Genomic DNA, 20607 nt, shown 5'->3' with positions numbered 1-20607 from the left:
CTACCCGCCGTCGGTCCCGGAGTCTCCGGCGCCCGGCTCCCCGCCGTTCTCGATTTCTCCGGCCTCTTCGCCGCCCCCGTCCGGGTTCAGCCGGAGTCCCATCTCCAGTTCGAAGCTCTCGGCGTCGGAGGTCTCGAACCCGATCTTCTTGTACAGCGAGACGGCCGCGCGGTTCCAGCGCTCCACCGTGAGCCACACCTTCCGGATCCCCTCGGCCTGCCCGTGACCCAGCAGCCCGCGGATGAGGTGCGTGCCGATGCCCGCACGCTGGTACTCCTGGTGGACGAAGATCGCCAGCTCGTAGGCGTCCTCGTCGGGCACCAGCGTCGCGTGGCCGGCGACCTCGTCGCCGCACCACGCGATCACGTTGAGGCAGTCGTCGCCGAGGATCGCGTCCAGCCACTCGCGGATCCGCTCTTCGCCGCCCGGCGGGATCCCCTGCGCGCGGTCGGCCGGGTCGAAGGCGTCGTACATCTCGACGAGCGCCTCGTACCCCGCCTCGGTGCCCTCGTAGGGGCGGACCTCGACGGTGCGCCCCTCCCTGTCGGTGAACTCCGTGGGGGGAGCGGGGAACTCGTCGGCCACCGCCTCCGGGTATCCACGGTCGCTCATCTGACCAGCGTGACGGACGTCTTGGCGTTCAACAGTACGAACTCGGCGATCGACCCGATCGTGATCTTCCCCATCGGGCTCGTGTGGCCCCCGCCGAGGACGATCTCTTCGAACCCCTCCGTCTCGGCGATCTCCACGAGCCGGCTCCCGGGATCGCCCTCGACCAGCCGGACCTCGGCGTCGAGCGCCGCCTCCTCGATCGCCGACTCGGCCCGCCGCGCGATCTCGTCCGGCTCCACCGACGAGTCCGGGTTCTCGACCACCGCGACCGTGAGGTCGTCGTCCGCGACCGCCGCGCGCTCGACGGTCCGATCGAGCGCCCGGAACGAGTCGTCGCTGCCGCCGATCCCGCAAAGCACCTTCATACGTGCCCCGTCCGCACGGCGGTACAAAAATGGATCTCCGCCGAGACGCGGTCCGGCCCCGTGACGGCGGGCGGGTTCGGGCGGTCCCCGGCCGCGACGCCCCCAATTCGCGCACTCTCGCGAGCCCGCGACGGCCACCGACAACCCTTTTGTTCGGCGGTAAGGTTACTCACGACATGAACGAATCAACCGATCCCGCGTCGGACGAGGGATCGGACGACGCCCCCGAGCCCCCGGACGCCGCGTCGGCGGGGTCGGCGCCGGCCGACGAGCCCTCGGCGCCCGACGCCGGCGAGACAGACGGGAGCGCCGCGGATAGCGATGCGGACGAGCGCGCCCCCGGCGACGACGGAGATGACGCGGGGGACGGCGGAGCTGTCGCGGGCGACGAGGGCGGGAAAAGCGCCGAGCAGGGACGAGACCAGGTCCCCCCGGAGGTCCGCAAGTACGAGCGGTTCAAGAAGATGGACGGCGCGCGCTACGAGCGCGTCAACGAGTTCCTCCGCGACCGGACCTACATCACGGCCCGCGAGTGGGCGATCGCGCGACTCTGCGCCGACTTCCGCACGGAGACGGGGGTCGAGATGACGAAGATCGGCGAGAACCTCCCGGAGCTGGTCCCCTTCATGACCGACACGTACACGCCGCAGGCGGTCAATCAGGCGCGCTACTCCTTCGAGGAGAAGGTGACGAAGGCGGGCGCGACGTTCCTCTACGGCGCGATGTCCGGCTTCTTCACCGCGGAGGACTTAGACGAGATGATGTACGAGGTGACGGAGGTCGCGAAGTTCCTGTTGGAGGTCGAGGGCGTCGACCTCGCGGTCGCCGACGAACTGGAGGCCGAAGACAAGATCAGCGAGGTGATGCGCGAGGTGCGCGCCTCCTCCGCCGACCTCCGCGGCGAGGAGGTCCGGTGCCCCGAGTGCGGGCACGTCCACGAGCCCAGCGAGGAGTAGCGATGGAGCGATTCCCGGAGGCCCTCGACGGGATCCCGGACGCGGTCGTGATCGTCGACGACGACGGGATCGTCCGGGCCGGCAACGAGCGGGTCGAGGCGGTCCTCGGGTACGCGCCGTCGGAGGTGGAAGGGACCGATTTCGAGACGCTGCTGTACGACCCCCGGGGCGGCGCGGCGGGGGAGGAGCTCCACCGCTACGTCGTCGACCCCCAGCCGCGCTCGATGGCGGCGAGCCTGGACCTGCACGCGCGCCGCGCCGACGGGAGCGAGGTGCCCGTGACGCTCAGCCTCGGGCCGTTCGAACGCGACGGCGAGACGTACCTCGTCGCCACGATCGTCGACGTCAGGGAGGAGCGCGCACAGCAGGCGGAGCTCCACCGCCGGACGCGGACGCTGGAGGCGCTCCACGAGGCGACCCAGGACCTCCTGAAGACGACCGACCGCGAGTTCGCAGCCGAGGCCGCGGTCGAGTACGTCGAGGAGGTGCTCGGCCACCCGATCGCGGCGATATGGCTGTACGACGAGCGCCGGGACCTGCTCGAACCGGCCGTCTGGACCGACGCGGCCGACGACCTCGTCGGCGACCACCCGACCTTCGGTCCCGACTCCCCGAGCATCTCCTGGGAGGCCTTCGAAACCGGCGACCCGGCGTACGTGGAGGACACGCACGCCGACCCGGAGCGCCACAACCCCGACTCGCGGATCCGCAGCGAGCTGATCCTCCCGCTGGGCCGGTACGGGCTCATCAACATCGGGGCCACGGATCCGGACGCGTTCGACGAGTCCGACCTCGCCGTCGCCCGCCTCTGGGCCGCCACCGTCACGATGGTGTTCGTCCGGATCGAGCGGGAGCGACAGCTCCGGGCCCGCGAACGGGAGATCGCTCGGGAGCGCGACCGGCTGGAGGAGTTCGCCAGCCTCGTCTCCCACGACCTCCGGAGCCCGCTCAACGTCGCGACGGGGAACCTCGACCTGCTCCGCGAGCGGCTCCGGAACGAGAACGAGGATCTGACCGAGATCGACACGGTCGCCCGCTCGCTCGGCCGGATGGAGGCGCTCGTCGAGGACATGCTGACGCTCGCGCGGCAGGGTGCCGCGATCGACGAGACCGAGGCGGTGGCGCTCGCCGACTTGGCGGCGGAGTGCTGGGAGAGCGTGGACACCGCGGCCGCCGAGCTCGTCGTCGGCGACGACCTCCGGTTCCGCGCCGACAGGAGCCGGCTGCGGCAGGCCCTCGAGAACCTGTTCGCCAACGCGGTCGCTCACGCCGGCGAGTCGGTCCGCGTTGAGGTCGGCGCCCTCCCCGACGGCGACGGCTTCTACGTCGAGGACGACGGCCCGGGCATCCCCGCGGACCGCCGCGACGAGGTGTTCGACGCCGGGGTCACGACCGATCCGGGCGGGACCGGCTTCGGCCTCAAGATCGTCGCCGAGGTGGCCGACGCTCACGGGTGGACCCTCGACCTCGTCGACGCCGCCGACGGCGGCGCGCGGTTCGAGTTCCGGGGGATCGAGCCCGCGGACGCCGACGCCTGAGATCCAGGCCCCGGCGTCGCCGGGTCCCCTCTTCTCGTCGTCGGTTCAGACCCCCTCGAACGACGGGAGGTGCCAGGTCGAGACCCCGTCCCCGTCGACCACGACGTCGACGTTCGGGCCGCGGTCGGCGCTCGGGAGCCCGACCTCGATCCGCCCCTGGCCGGTGATCCCGTCGTCCTCCATGCGAGCGGTGACGCGGTAACCGCCGCGCGCGTTCGCGATCGAGCGGAGTTCGACGGCGGTCTCCGGACCGACCGCGACGCCGCGGTCCGCGACGGTCTCGCTCGTCTCCACGTCGCCGACCTCCCGCCGCGTGACGGTCAGCCCAAGCTCGCGCGCCTCCCCGGTGACGTTGAGGAGGCGGACGCCGAGCGGCGGCGAGACGCGCTCGTCGCCCGAGGCGGTGTCGTTTCCGTCGGAAGCACCGCCGTCGCTGCCGTCGCCCTCACCGCCCTGACGGTCGGTTTCCGCGGTCCGGCGCCGCACGTCCAGCCGCAGGGTGCGATCCGGCGTCACCAGATACGGGACCGGGTCGCCGTACAGCTCCCCCACGGAGCGGTCGCCGTCGTCGGTCTCGTGATACACCGACCCGGCGTGCTGTGCGGTCGCGTAGTGGTCGTCGCCGGAGGCGTGATCGAAGGTCGCGGCCGCGTCGATCGACACCTCGACCGCCCCCGCCGCCGCCTGCCGGTTGTGCGCGCGGACCTCCTCGTAGGCGGCGACGTACTCCCCGACCGACTCGGCCGTGAGCTCGTCGGGGCGGTCCGGCGGATCGCGCTCCGCGACCGCCCTCCTCCCGTCGCCGTCGACGAGGTCGGCACAGCCGGCGAGGCCGCCGCAGCTCCCGACCGACCCGACCGCCCCGCCCGCGCGGCGGAGGAACGCGCGTCTGTCCATACGGACTCTCGGCGCGGGCCCGGCAAAAGGTCAACGAAAGGACAAGCTCGCGTTTGCGTGTCGGGGCGGTCGCGCGCCGCCCGGATCGCTCCCGGTCGCGCATCCCTCCCGGTCCGTCGGCGCGCCTCCGGATCGCCCGTCTCTCCCGGTCCCGTCGGCGCGCCCTCGGATCGCCCGTCCGCCATCCGACACCCGGGTCACGCGTCGAGCTCGTAGTGGGTCACCGCGTCAGGGTCCGCGGATCCGTCGCGGGCGTCGGCGTCGAGGACCGCGACGCGGAAGGCGTCGTCGGCGCCGTCGACGGGGATGGGGAGGCCGCCGGGGTTCACCCGCACCGTCCCGCCGCGCTCCTCGACGCCGTGCGCGTGGGTGTGACCGTGGAACACGTAGTCGTAATCGCCACAGTCGACGAGGGCGTCGACGACGACCCCGCTCGTCCCGTGAGTGACGGCGACGTCGACGGTGCCGTCGCTCTCGGCATCGTCGCTCTCGGCGTCTCCGCCGGAGCCACCGAACGAGAGCGTCCCCGCCTCGCCGAGGTACGTCCCGAACGAGTCGACGGTCGACTCGACCGCCCACTCCCCGTCGTTGTTGCCGCGGACCGCGTAGAAGTCGAAGCCGGCGTCGGAGGCGCGGTCGCCGGGGGCGTCCCGGTCGGAGCCGTCGCCGCCGACGTCGAAGGGCGTCACTGAAAAGGGCGCGACGAAGTCGCCGCAGTGGACGACGGCGTCGACGCCCTCGCGTTCGAACAGCGATACGGCCGCCTCGACGGCGGCGAGGTCGTCGTGGGTGTCGGAGACGATGCCGATCCGCATCTCACGTCGGCCGTCGGGTCGTGCGGGTATAAATACCGGTCGTCGGCCGGGTCCGACTGCATATAAACCGTACGACCGCCGACCGCGTTCTCACGGTCCGTGGATCCTGATTCCGGTTTATATGTGTTCCCCGGTCATGTTCGGATATGACGAGAGACGGCGACAACACGGGTCGACGCACGGCTTCCAGACGCGGCTTCCTCTCGGCGGCCGCGGCGCTCGGGACCGTCGGGCTCGCGGGGTGTGGCGCCCCGCGCGCGGACGCCGGTGAGGGCGCCGAGAACGCCGTCACCGACGAGGGCGTTCAGGAGCAGGTGGCGGAGTGGTCCGGGAGCGACGCCACGGGCGTCGAGACGGACCACCCGTACACGTCCCCGCGGACGACGATCGACTTAGACGAGCGCGACGGACAGATCACGGTGTCCACGACGCCGTGTCGCCACACCCTGCTCGGCGAGGGGGCGAAGGGCGGCCCGTGGGAGCTGCCCGAGGTCTGGGCGTGGCAGACCCCCGACACGGACCCGAGCGTCCCCGGTCCCCTGCTCCGTGTCACCGAGGGGACCGAACTGGAGATCACCTACGACAACTCGGAGCACAACCGCCCGCACACCTTCCACGTCCACGGGCTCTCGAAGAGCTGGATGGACGACGGCGTCCCGACGACGACGGGCCAGCAGGTCGCGCCGGGCGAGGAGCACACCTACGAGATCGACGCGAACCAGCCGGGCACGCACCTCTACCACTGCCACTACCAGACCCAGAACCACCTCGACATGGGGATGTACGGGATCCTCCGCGTCGACCCCGAGGGGTACGAGCCCGCGGACACGGAGGTCTTCCACACGATCAAAGACTGGGACAGCCGGCTGTCGGCGTCGACCGCCGGCGGCGACGTCGACTTCAGTCACCGCGACCGCAACCCGGACGTCTTCACCGTAAACGGTCGCTGTGCGCCGTACACGTTCCACCCCGAGGAGGGATCCCCGCTGATCGTCGAGGAGGGCGACCAGGTCCGGATCCACTACGTCAACGCCGGCTACGAGTCGCACGCGATGCACACCCACAACCACGGGTTCACCGTCGTCGAGAAGGACGGCGGCGTGATCCCCGAGTCCGCCCGGCACCGCGAGGACGTGGTCCCCCTCGCGCCCGCCGAGCGCAAGACCATCGAGTTCACCGCCGACGCCGACCCGGGCGTCTACGCGCTCCACTGTCACAAGGTGAACCACGCGATGAACGGCGAGAGCTACCCCGGCGGCATGATCGGCGGGATGGTCTACGAGAGCGTAATGGACTCCGAGCAGTTCGCCTCCGTGATGGAGCTGGCGGGGTACGAGGGCTGATCGGTCTCGCCGAGCAGGGCGTCCGGTCTCGGAGCCCCCGAGTTCCGGGCTAACAGCAGAACATGAACGGGTACACCAGCGCGACCCGGTCGCCCTCCTCCAGTTCGGTGTCGAACCCCTTCTCGTTCTCGTTGAAGTGACCGTTCACGAGGATCCGGGCGTACGCGATCGTCTGTTCGCCGGCCGGGTTCTTCGACCACGTCCCCGGTAGCTCCTCGGGCGTCGGCGCCCAGCCGCTGTGGGTCGCCTCCGACTCGCTCTCCGCGATCAGCATGTCCTGTAGCTCCGGGTAGTCCGCGAACAGCTCGTCGAGGAACGCCCGGAGGGTGTCGCCCTCGAAGGTGTACTCGAACTCGTACTCCCCGAGCTCCGTCCGGACGTGGCCGGTACACCGCACCGTGACCGTGGTCTCCGCGGCCGTCTCCGACGCGCCCGCGGACTCCGGTTCGCGCTTCGACTCCGCTGCGCTCCTCGACTCCGACACCGGCTCGCTGGTCGTTGGCATACCCGCCCGTACGCGTCGTTTCCCGGTAAGCCACCGTGCGAACATGTTCGTGACTCGGCTCACCTTGCCGATCTCGGGGGAGAGCGCCCGGGACGCCGACGGGCGGTGTCAGTCTCCGGGAACGGCGTCCGAACATGTTGCCACCAAACTGATAGTCCGTGTGGAGACAACGCCCACGTGATGGAACTCACGCGCAAGACGATCGCGAAGGTCATCGTCGCGGCGTTCCTGCTCAATCTGGTCGTGATGGGCGCCGGGGCGTGGTTCGCGTATCAGGAGGCGCCGCCGATCCCGGACGAGGTCGTCGGCCCCGACGGCGAGACGATCGCCACGGGAGAGACGGTCCAGGACGGGAAGGCGGCGTTCCAGCAGTACGGGCTGATGAACCACGGGTCGATACTCGGCAACGGCGCCTACTACGGCGAGGACTACACCGCCGAGACGCTGGATCTGAAGGCCGAGCACATGCGCGAGTACTACGCGCAAGAGGAGTACGGCGCCGGCTACGACTCGCTCAGCTCCGCCGAGCGCGCGGGGATCGACCAGACGGTCCGCGACGACCTCGACGGCGCACACGACGGGAGCGACACCGTCGAGTACTCCGCCGCGGAGGCGTACGCCCACGAGCAGGTGCGCGAGACGTACGTCGAGCGCTACCACGAGGGCGACCACGACCGCGGCGTGCCGGTCGAGATGATCGACTCGACCGAGGAGGCCGAGGACTTCGCCGACTTCGCGCTGTGGACGGCGTGGTTCTCCCACACCGACCGCCCCGACGGCGACAACTCCTTCACGAACGAGTGGCCGCCCTCGCCGGCCGCCGGCAACGACGCGACCGGCGCCGCGATGACGTGGAGCGTGATCGCGATGGTGCTGCTCGTCGGCGCGGCGGGCGCCGCGATCCTCCTCTACAAGTCGGTGAAGCTCCCGGAGCCGTCCGCCGAGGGCATCACCGTGCCCGAGCCGGGCGACGTGAGCGTCTTCCCGAGCCAGCGCGCCGCGCTCCGGTTCATCCCCATCGCCGCCGGGCTGTTCTTAGCGCAGGTGCTGTTGGGGGGACTGCTCGCGCACTTCTACATCGAACGGGCCGGCTTCTTCGGGATCGAGGAGCTGTTCGGGGTCCACATCCTCCAGATCCTCCCCTTCTCGATCGCGAAGACGTGGCACATCGACCTGGGGATCCTCTGGATCGCGTCGACGTGGCTCGGCGCCGGGCTGTTCCTTCCGCCCCTCCTCACCGGCCACGAGCCGAAACACCAGTCACGGTACGTCAACGTCCTGCTCGGCGCGTTAGTGACCGTCGTCGTCGGCGGGATGGGCGGCATCTGGCTCGGCGCGAACGGCTACTTCGACGGGCAGCTGTGGTGGCTCCTCGGCAACGAGGGGTTAGAGTACCTCGAGGTCGGGAAGGTGTGGCAGGGCGGCTTACTCGTCGGGTTCGTGCTCTGGGCGATCCTCGCGATCCGCGGGCTCAAGCCACTGCTCGACCGCGAGCCGGTGTACGGGCTCGCGCACATGATCCTCTACGCGGGCGGCTCGATCACCCTGCTGTTCGTCGCCGGGTTCATGTTCACCCCCACGACGAACATGGCCGTCACGGAGTTCTGGCGGTGGTGGGTCGTCCACATGTGGGTCGAGGGCGCCTTCGAGTTCTTCATCGTCGCGATCATCGGGCTCACGCTGGTCTCGATGAACCTCCTCACGCGCCGCAGCGCCGAGAAGGCGGTGGCGCTACAGGCGCTGCTCGTGATGAGCACGGGCGTCATCGGCGTCTCCCACCACTACTGGTGGGTCGGGATGCCCGACTACTGGGTCCCGATCGGGAGCGTCTTCTCGACGCTGGAGCTGCTCCCGCTGATCTTCATCCTCTACGAGGCGATCGGGCAGTACCGGGCGATGACCGAGACCGGCGGGTTCCCCTACAAGCTCCCCTTCATGTTCATCGTCGCCAGCGGGATCTGGAACTTCGTCGGGGCCGGGGTGCTCGGCTTCTTCATCAACCTCCCGCTGATCAACTACTACGAGCACGGCACCTACCTCACCGTCGCGCACGCCCACGCCGCGATGTTCGGTGCGTTCGGGTTCCTCGCGCTCGGGATGGTGGCGTACATGCTCCAGCTGTCGATCGACCCCGAGCGCTGGGACGGCTCGTGGCTCCGGGCGTCCTTCTGGCTGTGGAACGTCGGGCTCGCGCTGATGGTCGGCATCTCGCTGCTCCCGGTCGGCTTCCTCCAGCTGGAGGTCGCGTTCACGGAGAGCTACGCCGCGGCGCGCAGCCTCGCGTTCTACAACGGCGAGCTCGTCCAGACGCTGTTCTGGGCGCGGCTGCCCGGCGACACCCTGCTCATCCTCGGGACCGCGATCTACTTCGCGGACCTGATCCGCAAGCGGTTTGTCCTGCGGAGCTCCGCCGACGACCCGACGATCGACGACATGGCCGTCGCGGAGGGGATCATCGACGACGACTGAGGCCGACGCGTCACTCCGCGCGTCACTCCGCGCGCCACTCCCCGCCGAGCTCGTCGCGCTCCATCGACTCCGCGTCGCCGTCGCGGAACAGGCTCACCCGTCCGGTCTCCTCGCTCAGCGTCACGGTCGCCACGACCTCCGGCCGGACCGAGGTCTCGATCGCGCTCATGTGCCGCGAGCCCATCCACGGCTCGTAGCTCACGTCGTCGACCAGATCGGTCTCCTCGCTGCGGGTGCCCAGGTCCCGGAACCGCACCATCTGCGCCTCGATCTCGCCGTCGACCGCGACGACGACCCCGCCGTCCTGCTCGCGGCTCACCGACTCGACCGCCTCGACGAAGGCGTCCTCCGCGAACGCGGTCGGACAGCTCTCCCGGGGCCACCGGTTCTCGCCCATCGGGTCGGCGTAGTCGCCGTACTCCCGGTCGGCGACGACCGCGAAGTAGAGCCCCGGCCCCTTGACGTGCGGCTCGTCCCAGCCGTCAAACGCGAGGCTGACGTGCTCGGCGCAGTAGGTCAGCCGGTCGACGACTTCCCGGACCCGCTCGTGGGTGCCGTACTCGATCGCGAGCCCGCTCATTCGGTCTCCTCCGCTCGAACCGTGGTACTCGTGTCGGCGGCGCGAACGCGCATGCGTTCGGAAACGGACGGGGCGTACATAAGGGGTCGCGAATCGCCCGGGCTCACGCCCGCCGCCACTGCGTGAACAGGCTCGCGTCGAACCGGTCGGCGCGGACGAGCCCGACGCCGAACGCGACGGCGACGGCGGCGGGGAGCAGGTTCCCGTACCAGAGGTTGATCCCGCCCCAGAGGATCACGAAGCTCACCATGTCGTCGAGCATGAACTCGCAGTCGCGGAGGCGGTCGGCGAGCGTCGTCCCCGCGAACGCGCGGTCGAGCGCGACCACCGCGACCGTCGCCGACAACACCCAGCCGGCGTAGTTCGAGAGGGGGACGCCGAAGAAGGCGCCGCCGCCGAACGTCCAGAAGCCGAGCGCGACCGCGCCGGGGTCGAGCACCACGTCCATCGCCACCACGGCGGCGATCACGGTCGCGAGCCGGAGCCAGCCGTTCGACGCCCGCGGGCCGAGGAGCAGGAGACAGAGCAGGTAGGCGTTCACCACGAGCGGGATGAAGAAGACCGGGAGCGCCAGCGGCACCCCGCCGAGCATCGGGCCGAGGCTCACGGTGTACTCGAAGGTGCCGTACGGCCACCCCGTGGCGACGCCGAACAGCTCGATCGCGTAGGTGTAGGCGACGAGCGCGCCGATCCATCCGATCGCTCGGCGGTCGACCGCGGGCAACACCCCGACGACGAGCGGCGAGCGCATCACTAACACGCCGAAGAGGACGAACCAGGGGTTGAACGCGAGGGGCTCCGGTACCCACCCCTCCGCGCTGCCGACGAGCGCGAGCGCGCCGACGAGGGGGAACAGCACGGCGATGGTGAAGCGGTTCTCGCGGACGATCCGGTCGAGCAGGCGCTCCGCCTCGCGGCGGGTGTCGGGGAGCCGTGCGCGGAGCGCGTCGAGTCCGCCCGCCGTCGAGGCGGAGGGTGGAGGGGAGTCGCTCACGCGAGCGCCTCCGTGATCGGGTAGACGCGCCAGAGCCCGCCCATCGCCAGCAGGGTGCCGACGGCGGTGTTCAGCGCCGGAAACCACCAGTAGGCGCGGTCGACCGCGATCGACGACCGGGCGACCCACGCGACGAAGACGGGGTAGACGCCGAGCAGCGCGCCGAGCCGGGGGTCGACCGCGGCGAACCCGACCGCGGCGGCGACCCAGCAGGCGGCGCAGTAGGCGTACGTCCGGCGCTCGCCCAGCAGCGTCGCCGTCGTCCGGATCCCGGCGGCGCGGTCCGGCTCGATGTCGGGGATCGCGGAGAAGGTGTGCATCCCCATCGCCCAGAGCCACGCGCCCGCGAGCGCCGCGAGCGGCGGGTGCGTCCCGGCCACGGCGGCGTACGCGGCCGCGCCCGGCAGGACGTAGAGCCCGTTCGAGGCGGAGTCGAGGAGCGGGGTCGTCTTGAACCGGAGCGGCGGCGCGCTGTAGCCGGCGCCGAGCAGCAGGAAACCGGCGAGGTACGGCCACGCGACCCGCGGCGTGACCGCGAACGCGGCGAGCCCGAGCGCGCCGGAGGCGACCACCGCGAGCGAGACGAGCCGGTCGCCCCGCCAGCGCGCCTCGCGGTCCTCCTTCTTCGGGTTCAGCTCGTCGATGTCGGCGTCGAAGGCGTCGTTGACGCCGTAGAGGAAGACGTTCGCCGGCACGAGGAAGTACGCCGCGAGCCCGACCGTCATCGGCGTGAACAGCCCGCCCACGTCGGCGATCCCGTAGGTGACGCCGACGGCGACGGGGCCGGCGAGGTACAGCCAGAACCGCGGCCGCGACAGCACCAGCAGGTACCGGCAGAGGTCTGGGAGCGAGCGTCGGCCGGGGTCGGTCGCGGTGTCGGTCACGGCTCCGGTCACGCCGTCTTCGACAGCTCCTCGGCGGTCAGCTGTCCGCTGATGAGACACATCGGGACGCCGATACCGGGGGTCGTCGTCGACCCCGTGAAGTAGAGCCCGTCGACCGCGTCGGACCGGTGGGACGGCCGGAGCAGCGAGGTCTGTCGCAGGGTGTGGGCCAACCCGAGCGCGCTCCCCTGATAGCTGTTGTACCGGTCGGCGAAGTCGTCGACGCAGAACGTCTCCTCGAAGACGATCCGGTCGCGCAGCTCCGTCCCGGTGTTCTCGGCGATGTCGTCTATCACGAGGTCGCGGTACTCCTCGCGCAGCTCGGGGGTGTCCTCCAGTCCGGGCGCGATGGGCACGAGGGCGAACAGGTTGCTGTGCCCCTCGGGCGCGACCGTGTCGTCGGTCTCGGAAGGGACACAGAGGTAGTAGGCGGGGTCGTCGGGCCACGACGGGTCATCGAAGATCTGCTCGAAGTGCTCGTCCCAGCCCGTCGGCAACACCAGCGTGTGGTGTTCGAGGTTCGGCACGTCGCCCTCGACGCCGAGGTACAGCAGGAACGCGGAGGGGGCGTACGTCCGCGACTCCCAGTACTCCTCGCTGTACTGCCGCTTGTGTTTCGGGAGCAGCTCCTGTTCGGTGTGGGCGTAGTCGGCGTCGGAGACGACCAGATCAGAGAGGTGGCGCTCCCCGTCCGCGGTGTCGACCGCGAACGCTCCCCGGCGGCCCTCGATGGCGGTCACTTCGGCGTCGGTGACGTACTCGACGCCGAGGTCGTCGCCCAGCTCGACGATCCCGTCGACGACGGCGCCGATCCCGCCCTCGGGGTAGTAGACGCCCATGTTGTAGTCGACGTGGCTCATCAGGTTGTACAGCGCGGGGGTGTTCGTCGGCGAGCCGCCGAGGAAGACGAGGGTGTACTGCATCAGCTGCTGGAGCTTCGGGTGATCGAAGTAGTCCTCGACGTGTCCCTGCATCTTGCCCAAAAGCGAGAGCCCCCACGAGTAGCGGAGCACGTCCCTGTCCACGTAGTCGCGGAGCCGCGGGCGGTCCTCGTACACGAAGTGCTCCATCCCGATCTCGTAGGTGCGCTCGGACTCCTCCAAATACGCCTCGAACGCCTCGCCCGCGCCGGGCTCGTACTCCTCGAAGAGGGCCTTGTTCGCCTCGCGGTCGGGGAGCACGTCGACCTTGTCCCCGTCCTTCCAGAACACCCGGTAGTGGGGGTCGAGCCGCTCCAGCTCGTAAAAGTCGGACGGCTCGCGGCCGAAGTGGCCGAAGAACCGCTCGAACACGTCCGGCATGAGGTACCACGAGGGCCCCATGTCGAACCGGAAGCCGTCGGCCTCCAGCCGGCTCGCCCGCCCGCCGAGCTGCTCGTTCTTCTCCAAGAGGGTCACGTCCGCGCCGGCGTCGGCGAGGTAACACGCGGTCGAGAGGCCGCCGAACCCGCCGCCGATCACGACGACGGATTCGCCGGCCACGGCGTCGATATCCGGGGCCACGTCCATGTCCGATCGTACGGCGGCAGCGGTATAAATACCGGCCAGACGGCAGCGGGTGCCGCGGAGACCGCGGGCCGAGCCACCGCGAGTGAGTACGCCTAAGTCGGCGACCGCCCTACCGATCCCCACATGGATCCCACGGTCGCGATCACCGGCGCAACGAGCGGGATCGGGCGGGCCGTCGCCGAGGCGTTCGTCGACGAGGGGGCGTTCGTCGCCGTCTCCGGGCGCGACGGCGACGCGGTCGACCGGACGGTCGCGGCGCTGAACGGGGACGGAGACGGCGGCGACGCGCTAGGAACCGCCTGGGGCGCCCGCGTCGACGTCCGCGACGAGTACGACTTAGAGCGGTTCTTCGAGGGCGTCGCCCGGGAGGCCGGGCCGATCGACGCGGTGTTCGCGAACGCGGCCGTCTTCCACGGCGGCCCGGGCGAGCGCCCGATCGACGAGACGAGCTACGCCGACTACGACGACACCATGCGGACCAACGCCCGCGGCGTCTTCGCGACGGTCGCGGAGGCCGTCCCGCACCTCGCCGCGGACGCGCGGGTCGTCGTCCCCTCCGGGGCGGTCGCCCACGAGTCCCGACCGGGGATGGGGGCGTACGCCGCCTCGAAGGCGGCGGCCGAGGCGGTCGCACGCGGGTTCGCCGCCGACCTCGACGCGGCCGTAGGGGTCGTCGATCCCGGGCTCGTCGCGACCGACCTCACCGGGAAGGAGCGCGCCCGCGACCCCGAGAGCGTCGCGCCGCTGTTCGTCTGGGCCGCGACCGAGGCGCCCGCCGAGGACCTGAACGGCGAGCGCCTCGGGCTCCGCGAGTGGAAGTCGGCGACACGGTGAGCGACCGACCGAATCCGACCGCAGTCGCCGGAGTCAGACCTCCTCGATCCGCGAGGCGGCGTCGAGCGCCGGGCGCTCCGACGCCAGCGCGGCGACCGCGTCCATGAACGCCGTCCGGTAGCTCGCCGGCCCCGCGGGGTCGCGCTCCGCGGCGTGCTCGCCGGCGACCCCGTACGCGACGCACGCGGCGAGCGCGGCCTCTGTCGTCGACGACGGCGGCTCGGCACCCTCGCCGACGACCGCCGCGAACGTCCCGAGCGTGCTCGCGAGCATACAGCCCGAGCCGACGAACGAACCCATGCGCTCGTGGCCGGCCGACACCTCGTAGGCCCTTTCGCCGTCGGCGACGACATCGGTCGGCCCGGAGGCGACGACGACAGCCCCCGTCTCCGCCGCGAGCGCCCGCGCCGCGTCGGGGAGGCCCGCGTCGGGCTCGCCCACGGACTCGACGCCGCGGACCGTCGCCTCCTCGCCCGCGAGCCCGCGGACCTCCCCGGCGTTGCCCTTGATGGCGTCGAACGCCACCGCGTCCAGCAGCCGCCCGACCGACTCGACGCGGTGCGGCGTGGCCCCGTACCCGACCGGGTCCAGCACGACCGGGACGCCCGCCTCGTTGGCGCGCCGGCCCGCGTCGACCATGGCGTCGACGTCGGTCGTCGACGCCGTCCCGGTGTTGATCACGACCGCGTCCGCGCCGGCGGCCATGTCGCCCGCCTCCGCCGGGGCGTCGGCCATCACCGGCAGCCCGCCCCAGTGGAGCGTGACGTTCGCGGTCTCGCTCGTCGTCACGTCGTTCGTCAGGTGGTGGACCAGCGGCGGGGTCGCCTCGACCGCCGCCAGGGTCTCCCCGACCGGCAGGTTCTCGATCGGCTGCCCCTCGATCGGCAGGTCGTCGACCGGCTCATCGCCCATCGCCGACCACCTCCCGGAGCTCCGCGGTCGCGGCGCGCGGATCGTCCGCGGCCGTGATCGCCGAGACGACCGCCACGCCGGCCGCGCCCGCCGCCGCGACCGCCCCCGCGTTGCCGGCGTCGATGCCCCCGATCCCGACGACGGGGAGGTCGACGGCCTCCGCGATCGCCGCGACGCGCTCGGGGCCGACGCCGTTCGTCTCCGCCGGCACGTCCTTCGTGTCGGTCGCGTACACCGCGCCGACGCCGAGGTAGTCCGCGCCCGCGTCGGCGGCGGCCCGCGCCTCCGGGACCGTCGACGCCGAGACGCCCACGATCGCCTCGTCGCCGAGGCGCTCGCGGGCGACCGCGGCCGGCAGGTCCGACTGCCCGAGGTGGACGCCGTCGGCGTCGACCGCGGCGGCCAGGTCGACCCGGTCGTTGACGATCAGGGGGACGCCGGCGTCGGCGGTGAGCTCGCGGAGCCGGCGCCCGAGCTCGTACCGCTCGCGCGCCGACCGTCCCTTCTCGCGGAGCTGCACGGCGTCGACGCCGCCGTCGAGCGCCGCCTCCACGATCGCTTCCGTCTCTCGACCGGCCGACCGGCTCGCCTGCGTCACGAGATACGCCCGCCACTCGGTGGGATTCATTAGTGGTACCTTCTAGTGGTGGGTGAAAAGTGGTTCCGTCTGGCGCGGCGCGTATTTATAAGAGATTCCGCCGTCACTAGCGGGGGAATCGAAACGCGGAAAATGAGTCTGTTGAAACCCTCAGAAGAGACACACTCTGTCCCTATTGCGGTCAATACAGGGAACTCGCTTATCACTCTGCCTTCGTGTGTTCCACCTTTTTCCGCCGAATGTAGGCGCCATACCCCGCTAAGATGGCTGCGTAGATGAATAGTAGAGCATGCATCAACAAGAGACAATTCCAACCATTACACCCCAAAAGATCTATAGTTGTCCAGATTGCGAGGTCCCATAGGAAGCCACCGCTGGTTAGTAATCCACTGTCGAGGTGTATTACAGCAATCAGCGAATACCCATATATAATAGAGAATAATATCATAAACAGACCGACATTCCCAATGGGGCGGTTAAATAGTCTTATTTTGCTCACAGGAGAAACTGATTGTTCGGCGGTAAGTGTTTTCTTGGAATCGTGTTCGATACGCACTCTTCAGCGACCAGCCGTTTCATGCGAGAATCTGCTCGAAGAACGACTTCAACAGAGTCAAAAAACGGACATCGGGCGCCCGCGTCGCGCTACTCGTCGGCGGCGACCGACTCGACGACCTCGACGCTCCCGGTGAGCTGCCGGTGGACGTACGGGATGTCGATGCCGGCCTCGTCGAACGCCTCCTTGACTTCGGTGACGTACTCGGAGCGCACGCGGACGAAGTCGCCGCGGTCGGGCTCCGCGATCCACCAGCGGCACTGGAGCCCCACGTCGGAGTCGCCGAGGCTCACGAGCCGGACCGAGGGCGCGGGGTCGTCGAGGATCTCCTCGTGGGCCTCCGCCTTCTCGACGATGATGTCGGTGGCCTGCGAGATGTCGTCGTCGTAGCCGATGCCGAAGACGAACTTCTGGCGGAGCGTCTCGTAGGCGACCGGGTTCGTGACGGCGTTGTTCGCGAGGTCGCCGTTCGGCACCGTGATCCGCTCGTTGTCGAAGGTGCGGACGCGGGAGACCCGCAGGTCGATGTCCTCGACGCGGCCCGCGTTCCCGTCCCACTCGATCCAGTCGCCGACCTCGAACGGCTTGTCCTTCAGGATGAAGATCCCGGCGACGAAGTTGCCGAGGAGGTCCTGCGCGGCGAAGCCGATCGCGAGCGCGATGGCGCCGCCGAAGACGGCGAACGCCGAGAGAAACGCCCCGTAGCCGGCGACGGTGAACCCGATCGCGATCGCCGCGACCCACACGACCGCGTTGGCGACGCTCGTCCCGAGGCTCCGGACCGCGTCGTCGAACCCCCGCGAGCCGAGTATCCCGCGGACCGCCGGAACGAACGCGTACTTCCCGAACAACAACACGGCGAGGAAACCGAGGACGAAGCCGACCACCGCCGTCCCGATGCCGACGAGGTCGACCGCGTTCGCGATCGCGTCGAGCTGTAGGAGTACCATCGTCACCCCATTCGGATGGGTATTTAAAGAAGCTACTGGCAGCGCAGTTGTTTATGCCGGGTCGGTCGTCCCCTCAGTCCCCGCGCGCCGGCCGCGGGTCGAGCGGTCCGTCCCCCCGCGCGACGCCGCGGAGCCGCCGCCCGTGCGGGTCGTCCTCGCGGATCCGATCGCGGACCGCCGGCGGGATCCAGGCGTCGCGGTCCGTCGGCGCCGGGGCGGGATCGACGCCATTCGGCCTGAGGCCGTCAGGGAGGTACCGCGCGTAGGTCGGGAGGCGCTCGCGAAGCGGCATCCCGCCGGCGTCGGCGACCGCCCGGAGGCCGTCGAGGTCGGGCCACGCGTAGTCCGGATTGACGTAGTCGTCCGTGACGGGCGAGACGCCGCCGAGGTCGTCGATCCCGCAGTCGACGAGATCGGCCGCGGGCGAGAGGTTCGGGGGGACCTGCACCGACACCGCCGGCGGGAGCGCGGCCCGCGCCATCGCGACGACCCGGCGCATCGTCGCCAGGTCGGGCTTCGCGAAGTCCGAGCGCTCGTTCGGGACGACGTTCTGGACGATCACCTCCTGGACGTGGCCGTGTCGCTCGTGGAGCTCGCGGATCGCCAGCAGGCTCTCCGCGCGGTCGCGCCAGCCCTCGCCGATGCCGACTAAGATTCCGGTGGTGAACGGCACCCCCTGCCGGCCCGCGGCCCTGATGGTGTTGAGGCGCTGGCCGGGGGTCTTCCGGCGGCCGCCGCTGTGCGCGTCGACGTCGGCGGTGGTCTCCAGCATGACGCCCATCGAGGCGTTCACCTCGCGGAGGGCGGCGAACTGCGACTCGGCGAGGTCGCCCGGGTTCGAGTGCGGGAGCAGCCCCTCCTCCAAGGCAATCTCGCAGGCCCGGTAGAGGTAGTCGTGGATCGAGTCGTACCCCCACTCGTCGAGCTGGTCGTGGACCGCGGTGTACCGGTCGTCCGGCTCGTCGCCGAAGGTGAAAAGCGCCTCCGTGCACCCGGCGTCGGCGCCCACGCGACAGCGCTCGCGCACCTCCTCGGGAGACAGCAGCGACGCCTCGCCGGGCACGTCGTAGTAGGTGCAGTAGGTGCAGGTGTACCGGCAGGCGGTCGTCAGCGGGACGAACACGTTCCGGGCGAAGGTGAGCCGGTCGGCGGGCTCGACGTCGTCCGGCGCGACCGAGAGCAGCCGCTCGACCCGTTCGGGGTCGGGCTCGATCTCGATCCCGTACTCGTCGGCGGCCGCGAACACGTTCGTCCCTCCGCGGTCCGGACTCAAAAAGGATCGCGGTCGCGGATCCGGTTGGGCTGCTCGCTCAGGGCCGTCGCCGCCTCCCGGTCCCGCCTCACTCCCGCTCGACGCCGACCCGCCCGTCGGTCGTATCGAGCGCGAAGCCGGCGTCGCGGAGCCACCGCGACGCCCGCTTCTCTCCACCGTCGCTCCCGCCGTCGGCAGCGTTCGCCTCGGCGTGGATCAGCAGCTCCGCGAGGTCGGCCGGTTCGTCGATGTCGGTCGCGAGCCGATGGGAGTCCACCACCGCGACGCCCGCGCCGATCTCGGCGGCGATCCGGCGGTGATCGAGGTAGGAGGCGCCGTGGTAGTCGACCCGGAACTCGGGGTGGGAGGCGACGAACGCGTTCGTGCCGCCGCCGCGGCCGGGGGCGAGCGCCACGTCGGCCTCGCGGCCGGCCGCGAACAGCTCCCGCAGGGCGTCCGGCGTCGCGAGCGCGAGGTCGGCCATGACGACCGCGACGCGCTCGGCGGCGTCGCCGTCGGCTCCGCCGCCTTTGAGCCGCGCGTCAAGCGCCCCGTTGACCGCCTCCGTCAGGGGGCGGTCGTCGACCGTCACCGGACAAGGGAGGTCGGCGTCGACCGCGCCGGTCGCCAACACCCGCGGCTCGCCGCCGGCCTCGTCGATCGCGTCGAGCACGTCGCGGAGCGCCGCGAGGGCGAACGCGGCGCGCTCGTCGGGCGCGAGGACCGCGGAGAGTCGCGACTTGGGGCGGTCGGTCGAAAACGGGACGAGGACCTCCATCGGGAGGGTCGCCTCAGAACAGCGATTCGAGTTCGTCGCCGTCGTCGCTGACGAGGTCGTCGAGGTTCTCGTCGCTCTCCTCGCGGATCTCGTCTAAGTTGTCCTGCGCCTCGATGGCGACCTGCTGGAGCTCCTTGATCCGCGGGACGTTCGTGACGCCCGCGAGCAGGATGACGGTCGCGACGAAGCCGGCACCGCGGTACGGGTAGTCGCCGCCGCGGACCTCCATCGAGCCGGTCTGCTCTTCGAGCCACTTCCGGCCGCGCTCGATACCTTTCCGGTTGAGGTACTCCGGCGGGCCGGCGAGCACGAGCAGCGCGCGCTCCGCGCCCTCGATCTCACAGGGGAGCGTGAGCCGCCCCAGCGCCGCTTTGCGCACGAGGCTGGTGATCCGGTTCGTGGTGTGGGCGCTGTCGAGCTCGTCCCCGCCGTTGTCGTCGCGGAGCCGCGAGAGCAGCCCACCGGAGGTGCGCTCCTCGACCTCCTCCTCGGCGTAGCCGACGGTGGAGACGCCGCCGCCGGAGAGCGTGTTGATGATCTCCGAGGAGTCGACGACGCTCTCGGCGATTTCTTGGCCCTGCTGGATCTCGCCGGCGCCGAAGAGGATGCCGAACCGCCGGACGATCTCCTCGTTGATCTCCTCGTAGCCGCCCTGCACGGACTCGCCCGTCTTCCGCCAGGCGTCGTTGTCGAACACCATCAGGTTGTCCACCTCGCGGACGAACGTCTGGAACGAGCGGGCCGCGTTGAGGGTGTAGATGCCCCCCTCGTCGCTGCCCGGCAGGATGCCGAGCCCGTAGACGGGCTCGGTGTAGATGCGCTTGAGGTGTTTCGCGAGCACCGGCGCGCCGCCGGAGCCCGTGCCGCCGCCGAGCCCGGCGACGACGAGGAACGCGTCGACCTCGTGGACCGGGATCGAGTCGATGGCGCCCTGCACCTCGTCGATGTCCTCCTCGGCGATCTCCGCGCCGAGCTCGTTGTCGGCGCCGACCCCGTGGCCCTTCACGCGCGACTGGCCGATGAGCACGCGCTGGTCCTCGGCGATGTGCTCGAGGCCCATCAGGTCGGCCTTGGCCGTGTTGACGGCCGCGGCCGCCCGGACGATCTCCGAGCCCGTGCGCTTGTCGTACTCAAGGAATTTGTCGACGACTTTCCCCCCCGCCTGTCCGAATCCGATCATTGCAAGTTTCATCGTGTGCTCCCTCCGCGTTTGAAATGAACAGAACGTGATCGCGTATTTAAACCTTCGGTTGCCGTTATT

General features: G+C 70.5%; 20 protein-coding genes. 5 read left to right on the top strand and 15 right to left on the bottom strand.

The genetic code is table 11. The features are described from left to right. Nucleotides 1-612, bottom strand: coding sequence for a GNAT family N-acetyltransferase (locus tag JIN95_RS05530; protein WP_233139080.1), 612 nt, complete (start codon nt 610-612; stop codon nt 1-3). Further along, nucleotides 609-977, bottom strand: a complete 369-nt coding sequence (locus JIN95_RS05525; RefSeq protein ID WP_095637087.1) for a universal stress protein — start codon at nt 975-977, stop codon at nt 609-611. The genes JIN95_RS05530 and JIN95_RS05525 overlap by 4 nt, the downstream gene beginning before the upstream one ends. Nucleotides 978-1153: 176 nt before the next feature. On the opposite strand from JIN95_RS05525, the gene JIN95_RS05520 reads away from it, so the two are divergent. Beyond that, entirely contained in the window at nt 1154-1933 is a 780-nt protein-coding gene (locus JIN95_RS05520; protein WP_200530748.1) for a DUF5806 family protein, read from the top strand. A gap of 2 nt (nt 1934-1935) precedes the next feature. After that, nucleotides 1936-3471 carry an ATP-binding protein gene (locus JIN95_RS05515; RefSeq protein WP_095637085.1) on the top strand — a complete coding sequence of 512 codons (1536 nt, stop codon included), beginning with the start codon at nt 1936-1938 and terminating at the stop codon, nt 3469-3471. A gap of 45 nt (nt 3472-3516) precedes the next feature. Here JIN95_RS05515 and JIN95_RS05510 read toward each other — a convergent pair whose 3' ends face one another. Continuing rightward, the gene (locus JIN95_RS05510) at nt 3517-4368 is read right to left on the bottom strand and encodes a hypothetical protein (RefSeq protein WP_200530747.1); all 852 of its coding nucleotides are present in this window, start codon (nt 4366-4368) and stop codon (nt 3517-3519) included. A 197-nt stretch (nt 4369-4565) separates the two neighbouring features. Next, nucleotides 4566-5183, bottom strand: a complete 618-nt coding sequence (locus JIN95_RS05505) for a metallophosphoesterase (RefSeq protein ID WP_200530746.1) — start codon at nt 5181-5183, stop codon at nt 4566-4568. 146 nt (nt 5184-5329) lie between these two features. Here JIN95_RS05505 and JIN95_RS05500 point away from each other — a divergent pair, with 146 nt between their 5' ends. After that, complete coding sequence (locus JIN95_RS05500; RefSeq protein WP_095637082.1) at nt 5330-6526, top strand: multicopper oxidase domain-containing protein; 1197 nt, start codon at nt 5330-5332, stop codon at nt 6524-6526. A 49-nt stretch (nt 6527-6575) separates the two neighbouring features. On the opposite strand, the gene JIN95_RS05495 is transcribed toward JIN95_RS05500, so the two are convergent. After that, complete coding sequence (locus tag JIN95_RS05495) at nt 6576-7031, bottom strand: MoaD/ThiS family protein (protein WP_200530745.1); 456 nt, start codon at nt 7029-7031, stop codon at nt 6576-6578. A 180-nt stretch (nt 7032-7211) separates the two neighbouring features. Between JIN95_RS05495 and JIN95_RS05490 the strand changes: the two genes are divergently transcribed. Next, nucleotides 7212-9500 carry a cbb3-type cytochrome c oxidase subunit I gene (locus JIN95_RS05490; protein WP_095637080.1) on the top strand — a complete coding sequence of 763 codons (2289 nt, stop codon included), beginning with the start codon at nt 7212-7214 and terminating at the stop codon, nt 9498-9500. A 22-nt stretch (nt 9501-9522) separates the two neighbouring features. Here the strand turns inward: JIN95_RS05490 and JIN95_RS05485 are convergent, their stop codons facing one another. The 4 genes from JIN95_RS05485 to crtI all read right to left on the bottom strand — a co-directional run bounded on the left by JIN95_RS05485 (nt 9523) and on the right by crtI (nt 13466). Then, on the bottom strand, nt 9523-10080 hold the full coding sequence (locus JIN95_RS05485; protein WP_095637079.1) for a diadenylate cyclase: 558 nt from the start codon (nt 10078-10080) through the stop codon (nt 9523-9525). 103 nt (nt 10081-10183) lie between these two features. Continuing rightward, nucleotides 10184-11074 (bottom strand): bisanhydrobacterioruberin hydratase, encoded by an 891-nt coding sequence (gene cruF, locus JIN95_RS05480; protein ID WP_200530744.1) that lies wholly within the window; start codon nt 11072-11074, stop codon nt 10184-10186. After that, nucleotides 11071-11958: a prenyltransferase gene (locus JIN95_RS05475; protein WP_233139073.1), complete on the bottom strand. Its 888-nt coding sequence runs from the start codon at nt 11956-11958 to the stop codon at nt 11071-11073. Before JIN95_RS05475 ends, cruF begins: the two co-directional genes overlap by 4 nt. An 8-nt stretch (nt 11959-11966) precedes the next feature. Further along, the gene (gene crtI / locus JIN95_RS05470; RefSeq protein WP_200530743.1) at nt 11967-13466 is read right to left on the bottom strand and encodes a phytoene desaturase family protein; all 1500 of its coding nucleotides are present in this window, start codon (nt 13464-13466) and stop codon (nt 11967-11969) included. A gap of 123 nt (nt 13467-13589) precedes the next feature. Here crtI and JIN95_RS05465 point away from each other — a divergent pair, with 123 nt between their 5' ends. Further along, complete coding sequence (locus tag JIN95_RS05465) at nt 13590-14300, top strand: SDR family oxidoreductase (RefSeq protein WP_200530742.1); 711 nt, start codon at nt 13590-13592, stop codon at nt 14298-14300. 33 nt (nt 14301-14333) lie between these two features. On the opposite strand, the gene thiM is transcribed toward JIN95_RS05465, so the two are convergent. The 6 genes from thiM to JIN95_RS05435 all read right to left on the bottom strand — a co-directional run bounded on the left by thiM (nt 14334) and on the right by JIN95_RS05435 (nt 20538). Beyond that, a complete protein-coding gene (gene thiM, locus JIN95_RS05460) occupies nt 14334-15212 on the bottom strand; it encodes a hydroxyethylthiazole kinase (protein WP_234699163.1) in 879 nt (292 codons plus the stop codon). Continuing rightward, entirely contained in the window at nt 15202-15840 is a 639-nt protein-coding gene (gene thiE / locus JIN95_RS05455; RefSeq protein ID WP_200530741.1) for a thiamine phosphate synthase, read from the bottom strand. The genes thiM and thiE overlap by 11 nt, the downstream gene beginning before the upstream one ends. 615 nt (nt 15841-16455) lie before the next feature. Beyond that, entirely contained in the window at nt 16456-17316 is an 861-nt protein-coding gene (locus JIN95_RS05450; RefSeq protein ID WP_200530740.1) for a mechanosensitive ion channel family protein, read from the bottom strand. A 73-nt stretch (nt 17317-17389) separates the two neighbouring features. Next, nucleotides 17390-18562, bottom strand: a complete 1173-nt coding sequence (cofG, locus tag JIN95_RS05445; RefSeq protein WP_200530739.1) for a 7,8-didemethyl-8-hydroxy-5-deazariboflavin synthase subunit CofG — start codon at nt 18560-18562, stop codon at nt 17390-17392. Nucleotides 18563-18656: 94 nt separating this feature from the next. Next, nucleotides 18657-19346, bottom strand: a complete 690-nt coding sequence (gene cofC / locus JIN95_RS05440; protein WP_200530738.1) for a 2-phospho-L-lactate guanylyltransferase — start codon at nt 19344-19346, stop codon at nt 18657-18659. Between the two features lie 13 nt (nt 19347-19359). Continuing rightward, complete coding sequence (locus JIN95_RS05435; RefSeq protein WP_198951575.1) at nt 19360-20538, bottom strand: tubulin/FtsZ family protein; 1179 nt, start codon at nt 20536-20538, stop codon at nt 19360-19362. Between the last annotated feature and the right edge of the window lie 69 nt (nt 20539-20607).

Source organism: Halorubrum sp. LN27, assembly GCF_016635065.1.
Lineage (GTDB): Archaea > Halobacteriota > Halobacteria > Halobacteriales > Haloferacaceae > Halorubrum > Halorubrum salipaludis.
This window is presented reverse-complemented; position numbering and strand designations above follow the sequence as displayed.